The sequence below is a fragment of the Pelomonas sp. BJYL3 genome, assembly GCF_027257975.1.
Taxonomy (GTDB): domain Bacteria; phylum Pseudomonadota; class Gammaproteobacteria; order Burkholderiales; family Burkholderiaceae_C; genus Roseateles_B; species Roseateles_B flavus.
The window spans coordinates 296,615-311,091 of the sequence record NZ_JANZKX010000003.1 but is presented as its reverse complement, the minus strand read 5'-3'; the positions used below and the strand labels follow the sequence as shown (position 1 = coordinate 311,091).

Annotated in this window: 17 protein-coding genes; 12 read left to right on the top strand and 5 right to left on the bottom strand. The window is 67.3% G+C overall.

Annotation, left to right across the window (positions count from 1 at the left end):
• Positions 1-6: 6 nt before the first annotated feature.
• Complete coding sequence (locus tag O9Y01_RS11120; RefSeq protein WP_269631656.1) at positions 7-477, bottom strand: tRNA (cytidine(34)-2'-O)-methyltransferase; 471 nt, start codon at positions 475-477, stop codon at positions 7-9.
• A gap of 32 nt (positions 478-509) precedes the next feature.
• The gene (locus O9Y01_RS11115) at positions 510-1,247 is read right to left on the bottom strand and encodes a ComF family protein (RefSeq protein WP_269631655.1); all 738 of its coding nucleotides are present in this window, start codon (positions 1,245-1,247) and stop codon (positions 510-512) included.
• 20 nt (positions 1,248-1,267) lie between these two features.
• Here O9Y01_RS11115 and O9Y01_RS11110 point away from each other — a divergent pair, with 20 nt between their 5' ends.
• The 7 genes from O9Y01_RS11110 to O9Y01_RS11080 all read left to right on the top strand — a co-directional run bounded on the left by O9Y01_RS11110 (position 1,268) and on the right by O9Y01_RS11080 (position 7,419).
• On the top strand, positions 1,268-2,161 hold the full coding sequence (locus tag O9Y01_RS11110; protein WP_269631654.1) for a class I SAM-dependent methyltransferase: 894 nt from the start codon (positions 1,268-1,270) through the stop codon (positions 2,159-2,161).
• 466 nt (positions 2,162-2,627) lie between these two features.
• Positions 2,628-3,821 (top strand): cytochrome c oxidase subunit II, encoded by a 1,194-nt coding sequence (gene coxB, locus O9Y01_RS11105; RefSeq protein ID WP_442952749.1) that lies wholly within the window; start codon positions 2,628-2,630, stop codon positions 3,819-3,821.
• Positions 3,822-3,853: 32 nt separating this feature from the next.
• Positions 3,854-5,491: a cytochrome c oxidase subunit I gene (ctaD, locus tag O9Y01_RS11100; protein ID WP_269631653.1), complete on the top strand. Its 1,638-nt coding sequence runs from the start codon at positions 3,854-3,856 to the stop codon at positions 5,489-5,491.
• 10 nt (positions 5,492-5,501) lie between these two features.
• Positions 5,502-5,618: a cytochrome oxidase small assembly protein gene (locus tag O9Y01_RS11095; protein ID WP_220800631.1), complete on the top strand. Its 117-nt coding sequence runs from the start codon at positions 5,502-5,504 to the stop codon at positions 5,616-5,618.
• A gap of 7 nt (positions 5,619-5,625) precedes the next feature.
• A complete protein-coding gene (locus O9Y01_RS11090) occupies positions 5,626-6,252 on the top strand; it encodes a cytochrome c oxidase assembly protein (RefSeq protein WP_269631652.1) in 627 nt (208 codons plus the stop codon).
• The gene (locus O9Y01_RS11085) at positions 6,249-6,491 is read left to right on the top strand and encodes a DUF2970 domain-containing protein (protein WP_269631651.1); all 243 of its coding nucleotides are present in this window, start codon (positions 6,249-6,251) and stop codon (positions 6,489-6,491) included. Before O9Y01_RS11090 ends, O9Y01_RS11085 begins: the two co-directional genes overlap by 4 nt.
• Positions 6,492-6,534: 43 nt before the next feature.
• Positions 6,535-7,419 carry a cytochrome c oxidase subunit 3 gene (locus O9Y01_RS11080; RefSeq protein ID WP_269631650.1) on the top strand — a complete coding sequence of 295 codons (885 nt, stop codon included), beginning with the start codon at positions 6,535-6,537 and terminating at the stop codon, positions 7,417-7,419.
• 145 nt (positions 7,420-7,564) lie between these two features.
• On the opposite strand, the gene O9Y01_RS11075 is transcribed toward O9Y01_RS11080, so the two are convergent.
• Positions 7,565-7,786 (bottom strand): DUF2909 domain-containing protein, encoded by a 222-nt coding sequence (locus O9Y01_RS11075; RefSeq protein ID WP_269631649.1) that lies wholly within the window; start codon positions 7,784-7,786, stop codon positions 7,565-7,567.
• A 42-nt stretch (positions 7,787-7,828) separates the two neighbouring features.
• Between O9Y01_RS11075 and O9Y01_RS11070 the strand changes: the two genes are divergently transcribed.
• From O9Y01_RS11070 to O9Y01_RS11050, 5 genes are read left to right on the top strand one after another with little or no spacing between them, the layout of a single operon-like run.
• Positions 7,829-8,554 carry an SURF1 family protein gene (locus O9Y01_RS11070; RefSeq protein WP_269631648.1) on the top strand — a complete coding sequence of 242 codons (726 nt, stop codon included), beginning with the start codon at positions 7,829-7,831 and terminating at the stop codon, positions 8,552-8,554.
• Positions 8,514-9,257, top strand: a complete 744-nt coding sequence (locus tag O9Y01_RS11065; RefSeq protein WP_269631647.1) for an SCO family protein — start codon at positions 8,514-8,516, stop codon at positions 9,255-9,257. Before O9Y01_RS11070 ends, O9Y01_RS11065 begins: the two co-directional genes overlap by 41 nt.
• A gap of 11 nt (positions 9,258-9,268) precedes the next feature.
• Positions 9,269-10,360: a COX15/CtaA family protein gene (locus O9Y01_RS11060; protein ID WP_269631646.1), complete on the top strand. Its 1,092-nt coding sequence runs from the start codon at positions 9,269-9,271 to the stop codon at positions 10,358-10,360.
• Between the two features lies 1 nt (position 10,361).
• Positions 10,362-11,273 (top strand): heme o synthase, encoded by a 912-nt coding sequence (gene cyoE, locus O9Y01_RS11055; protein ID WP_269631645.1) that lies wholly within the window; start codon positions 10,362-10,364, stop codon positions 11,271-11,273.
• A 4-nt stretch (positions 11,274-11,277) separates the two neighbouring features.
• Positions 11,278-11,889, top strand: coding sequence for an SCO family protein (locus O9Y01_RS11050; RefSeq protein WP_269631644.1), 612 nt, complete (start codon positions 11,278-11,280; stop codon positions 11,887-11,889).
• 1,032 nt (positions 11,890-12,921) lie between these two features.
• Here the strand turns inward: O9Y01_RS11050 and rpoH are convergent.
• Positions 12,922-13,836, bottom strand: coding sequence for an RNA polymerase sigma factor RpoH (rpoH, locus tag O9Y01_RS11045; RefSeq protein ID WP_183105371.1), 915 nt, complete (start codon positions 13,834-13,836; stop codon positions 12,922-12,924).
• Positions 13,837-13,957: 121 nt separating this feature from the next.
• The gene (locus tag O9Y01_RS11040; protein ID WP_269631643.1) at positions 13,958-14,458 is read right to left on the bottom strand and encodes a chemotaxis protein CheW; all 501 of its coding nucleotides are present in this window, start codon (positions 14,456-14,458) and stop codon (positions 13,958-13,960) included.
• Positions 14,459-14,477: the final 19 nt, after the last annotated feature.

Here is a 14,477-nt window from a genome sequence, read left to right as displayed (position 1 = left end):
CGGGGCTCAGGCTCCGCCGGCGTAGCCGTGCTGGCGCCAGGCGTCGAAGACGGCCACGGCCACCGCATTGCTGAGATTGAGGCTGCGCTGCTCCGGCCGCATCGGCAGGCGCACGCGCTGCGCGGGCGGGAAGCTGTCGCGCAGGGCCGGCGGCAGGCCGGCGGTCTCGGAGCCGAAGACCAGCCAGTCTCCTGGCAGCCAGGCCTGCTCGGCCAGCGGATGGCTGCCGCGTGTGGTGAAGGCGAACAGGCGGTCCGGGGCCGGCTGCTCGGCGGCCAGGAAGCTGGGCCAGTCGGCATGGCGCTTGAGCCGGGTGTACTCGTGGTAGTCCAGCCCGGCGCGCTGCAGCAGCCGATCCTCCATGGAGAAGCCCAGGGGTTCGATCAGGTGCAGCTCGCAGCCGGTGTTGGCGGCCAGGCGGATCACATTGCCCGTGTTGGGCGGGATTTCGGGGTGGACCAGGACGATGCGGAACATGGCCGCAGTCTAGGGCCTCCGGCGGGCGGTCATCAGAGGGCCCGCATCAGGGCCCAGCCCCAGGCTTCGGTGGCGCCGGCGCGCTTGAGCGTCGAGGCGATTTCATCGAGGGTGGCGCCGGTGGTCATCACGTCATCGACGATGGCCACGCGGGCGCCCCGCACCCGCGCCGCCATGCCGGGGCCGAGCACGAAGGCCCCGCGCACATGGCGGCGCCGCGACTCGGCATCCAGGCGCGACTGCGCCGTGCCCGGCAGGCGGGCCACCAGGCGGGGCTCGTAGGCCAGCCGCAGCGGCCGGGCCAGGCGGCGGGCCAGCTCATGGCTCTGGTTGTAGCCGCGATCGCACAGGCGCTGGGCCGACAGGGGGACGCAGCACAGCAGGTCCGGCCGGCCCAGGGTCGAGACCTGACCCTGCAGGCTTTCGAGCAGCAGGGCCGCCAGCGGACGGGCCAGCTGGGGCTGGGCATTGAACTTGAAGTCCAGCAGCAGCCGGTCCCAGGGGTGGTGGTAGTCGAGGGCGGCATGGCAGTGGTCCAGGGGCGGTGGACGGCGCTGGCAGGCCGCGCAGAGGGGGCTGTCGAACCTGGGCAGGGGAAGGGCGCAGCGCCCGCAGGCCCGCCGTTCCGGGTCACGCCAGGCGGCATGCAGCAGGCAGTCCGGGCACAGCTGGCCCCGGCTCCATTGCCGGCACAGCAGGCACAGGCCGCCGAAACCCAGGCCGGCGGGCGGCAGCAGGGCTTTGGCGCGGATCCAGGCGGCAGCGGGCATGGCTCAATATACTGACGCTGATGAATGAGTCCGCGCGTCCCGTCCCCCATCAGATCGATGCCCAGGCCCTGCAGCAGCAGCTGCGCCGCCTGGCCCGCCGGGAGGAGGCGCCCTGGCTGCATGCCGAGGTCGCCCGCCGCATGGCCGAGCGCCTGGACTTCATTAAGCTCAAGCCTGCGGACTACCTCGAATGGGGCCCCGGCCTGGGCGACAGCCTCGCCGCGCTGCAGGCGGCCTATCCCGACGCCCGCGCCTGGTGGGTGGAGCCCACGCCCACCCTGCGCCAGCGCGCCGAGCAGCGGCTGCAGAAGCCCTGGTGGCGCAAGCTGCTGGCGTCCGCCGGGCCCCAGCTGGCCCAGGGCGGTGAGCCGGTGCAGATGCTGTGGGCCAATATGGCCCTGCATGCCGCCCCCGACAAACCGGCCCTGCTCAAGACCTGGCACCAGCTGCTGGCGGTCGATGGCTTCCTGATGTTCTCCTGCCTGGGGCCGGACAGCCTGGTGGAGCTGGTGCGCCTGTATGAATCGCTGGGCTGGGGACGCCCCCTGCCGGCCTGGGTCGACATGCACGACCTGGGCGACATGATGGTCGAGGCGGGCTTCGCCGACCCGGTGATGGACCAGGAGCGCCTGCGCCTGACCTGGTCTGAACCCGAGAAGCTGCTGGCGGACCTGCGCTCGCTGGGCGGGAACGTGGCGGCCGCGCGCTTCGCCGGCCTGCGCACGCCGCGCTGGCGCCGGAAGCTGCTGGGGGCGCTGGAGGGTCTGCGCGGCCCGGACGGCCTGATCGCGCTGAGCCTGGAGCTGGTCTACGGCCATGCCTTCAAGCCGGTGCCGCGCCCGCGCATGAGCGGCGAGACCCACGTCAGCCTGGATGACATGCGCAGCATGGTGCGGCGCCCAGGCAAGGACTGACCCTCCCGTCCGGCCTGCACTGCTCGCGGGGCCTGCCTGCCTACAGGGTAAACAGGCACACGAATGCGACGTACAAAGGCCACATGGCCTCAGGATGCCTGGGCTAAAATCCCGCGGTTTTCTGAGGCCAAATCCCTTTCATCCTAGGGTATTTACTGGGGCTTCGCTTTGCGTCAGGTCAACAGGTGAGGCAATTCGTGACAGCCCCGGCGGTCACCCATGCGCCAGGCCGGTGCAGCAGGGGTCTGCGGCACCGGTACTTTCCTGATGAGCTGAGGCCATGCGGGGTCAGGACTTGCCACGGCGGTGAAGCCGGCTTCAGAGGCTGTAGGTTTGTCGAGCCGGTCCGGCCGTGACTGCATCGCTGCAGTACATGGGGGCTGGCGGGAAGGACGCAAGGGCGGGTGTGCGTGCCACAGGGGCGCATGCCGGCTTGTCGGATCGATTGGAGACAGAAGTGACGACCATGAAGATGATGAACGCAGCGGTGCGCCAGATGGGGCGGGCCTGCAGCCGCTTCAGCCTGGTACTGGGCGCGACGCTGGCCACCCATGCCGCCTTGGCCAACCCCGTCAAGGACCTGCCGGGCGGCCCTGCCGTCAACCAGCTGAACCTGCACCCGCCGGTCACCAAGATCGCCAGCGAGCAGATGTGGCTGCACAACATGATGCTGGTGCTGTGCCTGGCCATCTTCGTGGCGGTGTTCGGGGTGATGTTCTATTCCATCATCAAGCACCGCAAGTCCAAGGGCGCCGTGCCCGCGAACTTCCACGAGAGCGTCAAGGTCGAGATCGCCTGGACCGTCGTCCCCTTCATCATCGTGATCCTGATGGCCCTGCCGGCGACCAAGGTCGTGGTCGCCATGAAGGACACCACCAATGCTGACCTCACCATCAAGGCCACCGGCTACCAGTGGAAGTGGGGCTATGACTACCTGAAGGGCGAGGGCGAGGGCATCGGTTTCCTGTCCACGCTTGACGTGAACCAGCGCAATGCCTCCGACTCCGGCAAGCCCGAAGCCGTCGACGACTACCTGCTGCGCGTGGACAACCCGCTGGTGGTGCCCGTCGGCAAGAAGGTGCGCATCATCACCACGGCCAATGACGTGATCCACGCCTGGATGGTGCCGGCCTTCGGCGTCAAGCAGGATGCCATCCCCGGCTTCGTGCGCGACACCTGGTTCAAGGCCGAGAAGACCGGCGACTTCTATGGCCAGTGCGCCGAGCTGTGCGGCAAGGAACACGCTTACATGCCCATCCACGTGAAGGTGCTGTCCGCCGAGGACTACAGCAAGTGGGTCGACGGCAAGAAGAAGGAACTCGCCGCCAAGGCTGATGATCCTTCCAAGGTCTGGAAGCAGGAAGAGCTGGTCGCCCGCGGCGAAAAGGTCTACAACGCCAACTGCGCCGCCTGCCACAAGCCTGACGGCAAGGGCGCCGGCCCCATCAAGGCCCTGGACGGCTCGCCCGTGGTGCTCTCCGACAAGCATGAGGACCAGGTGCAGGTGCTGCTCAACGGCCGCCTGGACAAGGGCATGCCCGCCTGGAAGCAGCTGAGCGACACCGAAATCGCCGCCGTCATCACCTACACCAAGAACAGCTGGTCCAACAAGACCGGCCAGATCGTGCAGCCGGCCGAGATCGTGGCCGCTCGCAAGTGATGGTTTGAACGTCAAGGAACAGAGGAATCAACATGAGTGCAGTGCTTGACCCCCACGGTCATGACGTTCATGCCCACGGGCACGATCACCACGACGACCACCACGCGCCCACCGGCTGGCGCCGCTGGGTGTTTGCCACCAACCACAAGGACATCGGGACGCTGTACCTGCTGTTCGCCTTCACGATGCTGATGATCGGCGGCGTGCTGGCCCTGTGCATCCGCGCCGAGCTGTTCCAGCCGGGTCTGCAGTTCTTCAACCCCGAGCTGTTCAACCAGTTCACGACCATGCACGGTCTGATCATGGTGTTCGGCGCGATCATGCCGGCCTTCGTGGGCTTCGCGAACTGGATGATCCCGCTGCAGATCGGCGCCTCGGACATGGCCTTCGCGCGGATGAACAACTTCAGCTTCTGGCTGATGATCCCCGCCGCGATCATGCTGGTGGCGTCCTTCTTCATGCCCGGCGGCGCCCCCGCCGCGGGCTGGACGCTGTACGCGCCGCTGACCCTGCAGATGGGCCCTTCCATGGATGCCGGCATCTTCGCGATGCACATCCTGGGCGCCTCGTCCATCATGGGCTCGATCAACATCATCGTGACCATCCTGAACATGCGCGCGCCCGGCATGACGCTGATGAAGATGCCCATGTTCGCCTGGACCTGGCTGATCACCGCGTACCTGCTGATCGCCGTGATGCCCGTGCTGGCCGGCGCCATCACCATGACGCTGACGGACCGCCACTTCGGCACCAGCTTCTTCAGCCCCGCTGGCGGCGGTGACCCGGTGATGTACCAGCACATCTTCTGGTTCTTCGGCCACCCCGAGGTCTACATCATGATCCTGCCGGCCTTCGGCATCGTGAGCCAGATCGTCCCGGCCTTCGCCCGCAAGCGCCTGTTCGGCTACGCCTCCATGGTGTATGCCACCGCTTCGATCGCCATCCTGTCCTTCATCGTGTGGGCCCACCACATGTTCGCCACCGGCATGCCGGTGACGGGTCAGCTGTTCTTCATGTACGCCACGATGCTGATCGCCGTGCCCACGGGCGTGAAGATCTTCAACTGGCTGGCCACCATGTGGCGTGGTTCGATGACCTTCGAGACCCCCATGCTGTGGGCCGTGGGCTTCATCTTCGTGTTCACGATGGGCGGCTTCACCGGCCTGATCTGCGCCATGGCGCCGATCGACATCCAGATCCAGGACACCTACTACGTCGTCGCCCACTTCCACTATGTGCTGGTGGCCGGCTCGCTGTACGCCCTGTTCGCCGGCGTCTACTACTGGGGCCCGAAGTGGTCCGGCGTGATGATCTCGGAGACCCGCGGCAAGATCCACTTCTGGGGCTCGCTGATCTTCTTCAACATCACCTTCTTCCCGATGCACTTCCTGGGTCTGGCCGGCATGCCCCGTCGCTACGCTGACTACCCCATGCAGTTCGCCGACTTCAACGCCGTGGCCTCCATCGGCGCCTTCGGCTTCGGCCTGATGCAGGTGTACTTCTTCTTTGCCGTCGCCGTCCCCATGATGCGCGGCAAGGGCGAGAAGGCCCCGCAGAAGCCCTGGGAAGCCGCCGAAGGCCTGGAGTGGGAAGTGCCCTCGCCGGCGCCCTTCCACACCTTCGAGAACCCGCCCAAGCTGGACGCCACCGCCACCAAGGTGATCGGCTGAAGGACTGGCCATGAGCAGCACGCCTGAACAACGCAAGGCCAACCGCCGCCTGGGCCTGATCCTGGCCTCGGTCGCGATCGCCTTCATGGTCGGCTTCATGGTCAAGATGACCTGGCTGGGACGCTGAGGCCCCCATGAGCGACAAACGCTGGCAACTCGCTGACCTCCTGCGCCGGGACAACCGGCTCATGATGGGCAAGCTGCTGGTCGTCGTCGCGCTCATGTCGGGCTTTGGCTATGCCCTGGTGCCGGTCTATCGCGCGGTCTGCACGGCGCTGGGCATCAATGTGCTCACGCTGGCGGAAGGCACGCACGCGGTGCGCGCCGAGGACGTGAAGAACACCCAGGTGGACTACAGCCGCAGCATCGAGATCGAATTCGATGCCAACGCCCGCGGCCCCTGGGACTTCAAGCCCGCGACGAAGCACCTGACCGTGCATCCGGGCGAGCTCACCACCGTCATGTACGAGTTCCGCAATGTGCAGGACCGGACCATGTCGGCCCAGGCCATCCCCAGCTACGCTCCCAAGCAGGCGACGTCCCATTTCAAGAAGCTCGAGTGCTTCTGCTTCAACGAATACACCCTCGCTCCCGGCGAGGTGAAGCAGTGGCCGGTGGTCTTCTATGTGGACCCCAAGCTGCCCAGGGACGTCAAGACGATCACCCTGTCCTACACCTTCTTCGAGGTGACGGGCAAGGACGTCGGCAAGGACGCCGCCAAGAAGCAGGCCGCTGCGCCCGCCCAGGAGCGCAAGCTGTGAGCAAGGCCGGTCAGGATCTGAAGGAGGCGGCCGCCCGCAAGGGCAGCTTCCTGGGCACCGTCAAGGCGGTGGCCTGGTCCTTCATCGGCATCCGCAAGGGTGCCGGCTATGACAAGGATGTGGCGCAACTGAACCCGGTGCATGTGATCATCGCCGGCGTCATTGCGGCCGCTGTATTCGTGGTCAGCCTCGTGCTGCTGGTCCAGTGGGTGATCGGCAGCGGCGTGGCTGGCTCCTAGTGTTGAGTTGAATTGAGTCGTTAGAAGATCGAGGAGATCATCAATGTCGGCAGCGACCTCCCAGGGGAGCACCCCCTACTACTTCGTGCCGGGCCCTTCGCGGCATCCGGTGATGGCCGCCATCGGCCTGTTCTTCGTGATCCTGGGCGCCGGCCAGTGGATCAATGACCACCAGTGGGGCGCCTATTCGCTGGCCTTCGGCCTGCTGTGGTGGGCCTTCGTGCTGAAGCAGTGGTTCGGCGACGCCATCCGTGAAAGCGAAGGCGGCCTCTACAGCGACCGCATCGACGTCTCCTTCCGCTGGAGCATGAGCTGGTTCATCTTCTCGGAGGTGATGTTCTTCGCCGCCTTCTTCGGCGCGCTGTACTGGGCCCGTGTGCACTCGGTGCCGGCCCTGGGCAGCCTGGAGAACCAGCTGCTGTGGCCCGACTTCAAGGCCCTGTGGCCCAGCGTCGCCGCCGGCGCCACCGCCGCGCCGGCCGGCACGGTGGAGGCCTTCACCACCATGGGCCCCTGGCCCCTGCCCACGATCAACACGGCCCTGCTGCTGACCTCGGGCGTGACCCTGACCATCGCCCACCATGCGCTGATCGCCGGCAACCGCGCCAAGACCATCGCCTTCATGTGGATCACGGTGCTGCTGGGCATCACCTTCCTGTGCGTGCAGGGCTACGAGTACTCGCATGCCTACCATGAGCTGAACCTCAAGCTCAGCTCGGGCATCTACGGCTCGACCTTCTTCATGCTGACCGGCTTCCACGGCTTCCACGTCTTCGTGGGCATGCTGATGCTGCTGTTCATCACGCTGCGCCTGCAGAAGGGCCACTTCACCAGCGACCGCCACTTCGGCTTCGAAGGCGCCGCCTGGTACTGGCACTTCGTGGACGTGGTGTGGCTGGGCCTGTACGTGGTCGTCTACTGGATGTGATCGTCCACGCGCGGTGCCGCGGCACCGCGTGCCATGGCCCTGCCGAGCGGCCATGAAAAAGCGCCGCATGCCGCGGCGCTTTGTCTTTGAGGGCCGCTCCCCGCGAGCGGGCCCCGGCCTGCTGCAGGGGGCGCGCCGGCCGGGCTCAATGCCCCATGGGCACGCCAGTGGGCTTGATCCAGCCCATCTGGTAGCTCAGCAGGATGACGAGGAACAGGGCGATGGACACGCCCACCCGCACGGCCAGGGCCCGCGCCATCTGCGGTCCCTGCTTCTTGCGGTCGCCACCCCGGCGCAGCATGAAAAGGCCGGCCGCAGCCAATGCGCCGAGAATGGCCACGAAGCCGAGCAAGATGATGGTTTTCATGGTCGCCGATTATTTCACCCGCCCCGCACAAATCACCCCGGCATGAACACGAGTTCCCCCGCCGACCGCAAGCGCCGCTGGCTGCTGCCGCTGACCCTGGTCGGCGTCGCGCTCACGGCCGGCCTCTGCGCCTGGCAGCTGGACCGCGCCGGGCAGAAGCGCGCGCTGGAGGCGGCCATCGCGCAGCGCGCCCAGGCGCCTGCCCTGGACGCCGCCGGCCTGGCCGCCGCGGGTGAGCAGGGGCTGCACCGGCGCGTCCGCCTGCAGGGCCAGTGGCTGGCGCAGCACAGTGTCTGGCTGGAGAACCGGCCCATGGACGGCCGTGTGGGCTTCTTCCTCGTGACGCCGCTGCGCCTGAGCGGCCGGCCCGAGGTCGTGCTGGTCCAGCGAGGCTGGGCCCCACGTGATGTGGCCGACCGCAGCCGCCTGCCGACGCTGCCCCCCGAGGCTGGCGAGACCGTGATCGAAGGCCGCATGGCCGCTTCGCCCTCGCGGCTGTATCAGCTGGGCGAGGCAGGGGCGGGGCGCATCCGGCAGAATCTGGACCCGGCCGCCTTCGCCCGCGAGACCGGCCTGCCCCTGCTGCCGCTGACCGTGCTGCAGACGGCGCATGAAGGGGCGACGCCCGGCCTGTTGCGCGACTGGCCGGCACCGGCGGTCGATATCCACAAGCACTACGGCTATGCCGCGCAATGGGCCGCGCTTTCGGTCCTCCAACTGGGTTTGTATGTCTGGTTCCAAGTCCTCCGCCCCCGACGCTCCCGCTGAGCTCCGCACCGAGATGCAGGCCGCGGCCGGGGACGACAGCCCGCTGTCCTTCACCGTCCACAGCCAGCCGCAGGCGAGTGAGCTCGCCGCGCTGGCCCAGCAGCAGCGCACCCGTGCGGGCCGCCTGCGCATGCTGGGCGTGGTGGCCGTCTGCGCGGCGCCGGTGATCGCCTCCTACTTCAGCTTCTATGTGCTGAAGCTGCAGGGCCGGGCCTATTCCGACCTCATCACGCCCACCGTCGACCTGCCCGTCGGCCTGAGCCTGCAGGACCTGGACGGCAAGCCGGTCAGCGCCGAGACGCTCAAGGGCCAGTGGCTGCTGACCGTGGTGCAGCCCAGCCGCTGCGACGCGCAGTGCGACCGCCTCATGTTTGCCCAGCGCCAGCTGCGCGAGATGCAGGGCAAGGAGCGCGACAAGTTCGACAAGCTCTGGCTGATCCCCGACCAGGAGCCGGTCTCGGCCGAGCTGCGCGCGCTGATCTCGCAGGGCACGCCTGTCACCGCCCTGCGCGTGCCGGCCGAGCAGCTGCAGGCCTGGCTGAAGCCTGCGCCCGGGCACCAGCTCAACGAGCACCTGTTCCTGATCGACCCGGTGGGCCGCTGGATGATGCGCTCGCCCGCCCAGCTGGATCCCTCCAGGTTCAAGAAGGACCTGGACCGCCTGGTCAAGGCCAATGCCGGCTGGGACCGGCCCGGCCGCTGAAGGGCATCACCGTGATCGGATTCGACTTCAGCCCCCTGCTGCAGATGCTGGCCATGGCCACGCTGCTGGGCGGCCTGCCGCTGGCCTGGGCCTGGCGCCGGGGCCGTGGGGCACCGCACCGCGAGCGCCTGCGCCTGCTGACGGTGCTGGCCATGACGCTCACCTTCGAGCTCATCCTCTTCGGCGCCTTCACCCGCCTGACCGATTCCGGCCTGGGCTGCCCGGACTGGCCGGGCTGCTACGGCCACGCCTCGCCCCTGGGTGCCCACGGTGACATCCAGCAGGCCCAGACGGCCATGCCCACCGGCCCGGTCACGCACAGCAAGGCCTGGGTGGAGATGCTGCACCGCTACTTCGCCAGCGCCGTCGGCTTCCTGATCCTCGTCACCGCCGTGCTGCACACCCGTTGGCGGCGCGAGCCCGGCATGCCGTCGCCGGCCTGGTCCTGGCTGAGCCTGGCCTGGGTGCTGGTGCAGGGGCTCTTCGGCGCCCTCACCGTGACCATGAAGCTCTTCCCCGCCATCGTCACCCTGCACCTGCTGCTGGCCCTGGGCCTGTTGATGCTGCTGGGCTGGCAGGCGCAGCGGCTGGGCGACCGCGTGCTGCTGGTGGGCGAGGGTCTGCGGCGCGGCCTGGTGCTGGTGCTGGCGATCGTGCTCATGCAGGTCGCCCTGGGCGGCTGGGTCAGCACCAACTATGCCGTGCTGGCCTGCGACGAATTCCCCACCTGCCAGGGCGGCTGGTGGCCGGCCATGGACTTCGCGCGCGGCTTCACGCTGTGGCGCGAGCTGGGCCTGCACCACGACGGCAGCGTGCTGCCCTTCGAGGCCCTGGTGGCCATCCACTGGACACACCGGCTCTTTGCGCTGTGCGCGACGGGCGCGGTCCTGCTGCTGGCCTGGCGCCTGCAGGTGGCCGGCCTGGGCCGCTGGGCCTGGCGCCTGCTTCTCATCCTGCTGTGGCAGCTGCTCAGCGGCCTCAGCAACGTCGTGCTGGACTGGCCCCTGGTGGCCGCCCTGGCGCACACTGGCGGCGCCGCAGCGCTGCTGCTTTGCCTCACCCTGCTGCGTGCCCGCACGCAGCCCCTGACCCTGAACGCCTGACATGGCCGCAACGCTCGCATCCACCGCCTCGCTCTCCCGCTGGCAGCAGTACTACCAGCTCACCAAGCCCCGCGTGGTGCAGCTGATCGTCTTCTGTGCCGTGATCGGCATGGCCCTGGCCATTCCCGGCTGGCCCAGCCCCGCGCAATGGGGGGCCATCGCCGCCGGCACCCTGGGCATCTGGCTGGTGGCCGGCGCCGCCGCCGCCTTCAACTGCCTCATCGAGCAGCACATCGACGCCAAGATGAAGCGCACCGCCTGGCGCCCCACCGCCAAGGGCGAGCTGAGCCGGCCGCAGACCCTGCTGTTCTCCGCCGTGCTGTGCGGCCTGGGCATGGCGCTGCTGGCCTGGGGCGCCAATGTGCTGACCATGTGGCTGACCTTCGCCACCTTCGTGGGCTACGCCATCGTCTACACGGTGATCCTCAAGCCCATGACGCCGCAGAACATCGTCATCGGCGGGGCCTCGGGTGCCATGCCGCCGGTGCTGGGCTGGGCCGCGGTGACGGGGGAGGTGGGGCCGGAGTCCCTGGTGCTGTGCCTGATCATCTTCCTCTGGACGCCGCCGCACTTCTGGGCCCTGGCCCTGTACCGCGCCGAGGACTACGCCCGCGCCGGCCTGCCCATGCTGCCGGTCACTCATGGCAGCGACTTCACCCGCCTGCAGATCGTGCTCTACACCTGGATCCTGTTTGCGGCCACCTTGCTGCCCTTCCTGATCGGCATGAGCGGCTGGGTCTATCTGGCCAGCGCCCTGATCCTGGGTTTCTTGTTCTGCCTCCATGGCTGGCAGCTCTGGCGCGAGTACTCTGAGGCCCTCGCGCGCAAGACCTTCCGTTTCTCCATCCTGCACCTGGCCCTGCTGTTCGGGGCCCTGCTGCTGGACCACTACCTGCTGCCTCTGATGGCCTGACACCATGATCAAGAAACGTGCACTGCTGCTCCTGGGGACGCTGGGCCTGGGCCTGGCCCTGTCGGGTTGCGACCTCTACCAATCCAGCAAGAGCAGCTTCAAGGGCGTGGACCTCACCGGTGCCAAGTACGCCCGCGAGCTGCAGCTGCCCGACATCGACGGCCGCAGCCGCAGCCTGTCCGACTTCAAGGGCAAGGTGGTGGTGGTCTTCTTCGGCTTCACGCAGTGCCCCGACGTCTGCCCGACCACCATGGCCGAGCTCTCCCAGGTGAAGAAGATGCTGGGCAAGGATGGGGACAAGGTCCAGGGCGTCTTCGTGACAGTGGACCCCGACCGCGACACCCCCGAGCTGCTCAAGGCCTACCTCGGCAGCTTCGACCCCAGCTTCGTGGCCCTGCGCGGCACGCCCGAGCAGCTCAAGGCGGCAGCGCAGGAGTTCAAGGTCTACTACGCCAAGGTCCCCGGCAAGACGCCCGAGACCTACACCATGGACCACACCGCGGCCAGCTTCATCTTCGACACCGAAGGCCGCATCCGCGTGTTCTCGCGCTATGGCAGCGGGGCCGAGGCGCTGAGCCAGGACATCATGACCTTGCTGGCCGAAGCCAAGCGCTGAGTCCGGAGGCGCCTGGCGCGCTCATGGACCGCCCGGCAGACGTTCGCGAGCGTGGCTCGATGGAGCGTGAACGATGAGTACCTTTCGACGCTTCCTGATCGCATCTTTGGCCACTCTGGTGTCAGTACCGACGACGGGGCTCGGCACCTTCACCATCATGTCGTACGCCTTTCGCTGTCCGTCCAAGCATGCGCAGTGTGACCTCCCGGGTATGGCTGCATTTGCGTTGGCATGCATCATGGCTCCTTGCGCCGGACTCCTCGCAGGATGGACGACATGGCGCCAGCTAGGCCGACGGGCAACTGTCTGACCACCCAATGCCGTTAACGGCAGCCGGCCAGGAGCGGCAGGCCATCAGTGACTGCTTTTGCCAAGTACCCTTATGCGACTCATGACCACGCTTCTTCATGTTCTTGGGCGTGCCGTTCTGGCGGCACTTGGCGCAACAGCATCGATCTTTTTCGCCATGCTGTCAGGCTTCTTTGGCGGCGGCAGTGGCAGAGATGGCCTTGCATTGAGTGCTGCCGTTAGCCTTTTTGCATTGGGCTGGGCGCTTCTGCCGGCTGTTCGGGAGTCGCGACTATTGGCAGTGGCCGTACTGCTCGGGTGGGCGTACATAGCATTCCGACTGTCGCAGTTCGGGATGGAAAGTGTCAAAGGTTGGCTGCTCGGGCCTTGGGTCTTGGCGACTCTCGGGCTGGTGTTCTGCCTCGTTAAATTGCCACCCAAGTACCTGTCCCGCCCAGCAGAGTCCGGCCATACACAACCTCGCGACGAGTCCTAAGTCTCGCGGAAGGCCTTCCAAGATGGCGGACAGTGGAGTGTCACGCTGATGCCAGCGTAAGCGCTTGGTGACTGCTTTTGGGCGAGCTGCTCACGTCGGCCGACCGTCCGCCCCGGGTCGATCGCCACCCGTCTCGACGTACCCACCAGCCGCTCCTCCCCCGGCAGCAAGGCCCCACGCCCCCGCACGCCGCCCACGAAAAAGGCCCCTCGCGAGGGGCCTTGTCGTTGGCGAGGAAGGGCTTGGGCTCAGGCCGCTTCCGTCAGCGCCTTCTTCATCTTCTTCATCGCGGCCACCTCGATCTGGCGGATGCGCTCGGCGCTGACGCCGTACTCGGCGGCCAGCTCGTGCAGGGTCATGCCGCCGGAGGCGTCGTCGTTGACCTTGAGCCAGCGCTCTTCCACGATGCGGCGGCTGCGGTCATCCAGCACCGCGAGGGCGCGGGTGATGCCGTCGCCGGCCATGGAGTCGCGGCCACGGGCTTCCAGCACGCGGGTGGGCTCCTGGCTGTCGTCGGCCAGGTAGGCGATGGGGGCGAAGCTTTCGCCGTCGTCGTCGGTCTGGGGCTCCAGGGCGACGTCACCGCCGGCCAGGCGCGTTTCCATCTCCAGGACTTCCTCGCGCTTGACGTTGAGCTCGCGCGCCACGTGCTCGATCTCGGCCTCGCTGAGGCTGGCGCGCTGCACCTGGCCGTCCGCCGCCTCGCCCTTCAGGCTGTGCTTCATGGAGCGCAGGTTGAAGAAGAGCTTGCGCTGGGCCTTGGTGGTCGCCACCTTGACCATGCGCCAGTTGCGCAGGATGTACTCGTGGATCTCGGCCTTGATCCAGTGCATGGCATAGGACACCAGGCGCACGCCCTGCTCGGGGTCGTAGCGCTTGACGGCCTTCATCAGGCCCACATTGCCTTCCTGGATCAGGTCACCCTGCGGCAGGCCGTAGCCCAGGTACTGGCGGGAGATGGAGACAACCAGGCGCAGGTGCGAGAGCACCAGGCGGCCGGCGGCTTCCAGGTCGCCCTGCTCCCGCAGGCGGCGGGCGAAGCCCTGCTCTTCCTCGGGGGTGAGCAGGGGCATGCGGTTCACGGCGGAGATATACGCGTCCAGATTGCCCAGCGACGGGAGCAGGGCCCAGGGATCGCGAACAGTCAGTGCTTGGTTGGACATGGATGGTTCTCGCTTTCGGTGAAGCCTTTATCAGCTTCGACCCATTCATATTAGCACTCAAATGCGAGGAGTGCTAATCGTCGAGAAAAATCCCCAAGTGCTTGATTTATATCGGTTTTGCTCAGTCCATCAGCCCGAAGTCAGGGCTGGCGATCATGGCTTCGATGTCCAGGAGGATCAGCATGCGCTCATGGATGGTGCCCAGGCCGGTCACGAAACGGGTGTCGATGGAGGAGCCCACCTCGGGCGCCGGGCGGATGGCCGAGCGGGCCATCTCCAGCACGTCGGACACTGAGTCCACCACCATGCCCACCACGCGGCCCACCACGTTGAGCACGATGACCACGGTGAAGGCATTAGTCTCGGCCTCGCAGCCCAGGCGGATGCGCATGTCCACGATGGGCACGATCACGCCGCGCAGGTTGACCACGCCCTTCACGAAGCTCGGCGAGTGGGCGATGCGGGTCGGGGCCTCGTAGGAGCGGATCTCCTGGACCTTGAGGATGTCTATTCCGTACTCCTCCGCGCCGATGCGGAAGGTCAGGAACTGCAGGGCGGCAGCCGGGCTGTCGGTTTCCACCAGGGCGGTGCCGGTAGCGGGGGCGAGTTCGGTCGAAGTCATGGACGGTGTTCTCGGGACG

Bases quoted from the DNA above. Each gene is read 5' to 3' on its own strand.
- O9Y01_RS11120 (WP_269631656.1), bottom strand. From the start codon at position 477: ATGTTCCGCATCGTCCTGGTCCACCCCGAAATCCCGCCCAACACGGGC.
- O9Y01_RS11115 (WP_269631655.1), bottom strand. From the start codon at position 1,247: ATGCCCGCTGCCGCCTGGATCCGCGCCAAAGCCCTGCTGCCGCCCGCC.
- O9Y01_RS11110 (WP_269631654.1), top strand. From the start codon at position 1,268: ATGAATGAGTCCGCGCGTCCCGTCCCCCATCAGATCGATGCCCAGGCC.
- coxB (WP_442952749.1), top strand. From the start codon at position 2,628: ATGAAGATGATGAACGCAGCGGTGCGCCAGATGGGGCGGGCCTGCAGC.
- ctaD (WP_269631653.1), top strand. From the start codon at position 3,854: ATGAGTGCAGTGCTTGACCCCCACGGTCATGACGTTCATGCCCACGGG.
- O9Y01_RS11095 (WP_220800631.1), top strand. From the start codon at position 5,502: ATGAGCAGCACGCCTGAACAACGCAAGGCCAACCGCCGCCTGGGCCTG.
- O9Y01_RS11090 (WP_269631652.1), top strand. From the start codon at position 5,626: ATGAGCGACAAACGCTGGCAACTCGCTGACCTCCTGCGCCGGGACAAC.
- O9Y01_RS11080 (WP_269631650.1), top strand. From the start codon at position 6,535: ATGTCGGCAGCGACCTCCCAGGGGAGCACCCCCTACTACTTCGTGCCG.
- O9Y01_RS11075 (WP_269631649.1), bottom strand. From the start codon at position 7,786: ATGAAAACCATCATCTTGCTCGGCTTCGTGGCCATTCTCGGCGCATTG.
- O9Y01_RS11070 (WP_269631648.1), top strand. From the start codon at position 7,829: ATGAACACGAGTTCCCCCGCCGACCGCAAGCGCCGCTGGCTGCTGCCG.
- O9Y01_RS11065 (WP_269631647.1), top strand. From the start codon at position 8,514: ATGTCTGGTTCCAAGTCCTCCGCCCCCGACGCTCCCGCTGAGCTCCGC.
- cyoE (WP_269631645.1), top strand. From the start codon at position 10,362: ATGGCCGCAACGCTCGCATCCACCGCCTCGCTCTCCCGCTGGCAGCAG.
- O9Y01_RS11050 (WP_269631644.1), top strand. From the start codon at position 11,278: ATGATCAAGAAACGTGCACTGCTGCTCCTGGGGACGCTGGGCCTGGGC.
- rpoH (WP_183105371.1), bottom strand. From the start codon at position 13,836: ATGTCCAACCAAGCACTGACTGTTCGCGATCCCTGGGCCCTGCTCCCG.
- O9Y01_RS11040 (WP_269631643.1), bottom strand. From the start codon at position 14,458: ATGACTTCGACCGAACTCGCCCCCGCTACCGGCACCGCCCTGGTGGAA.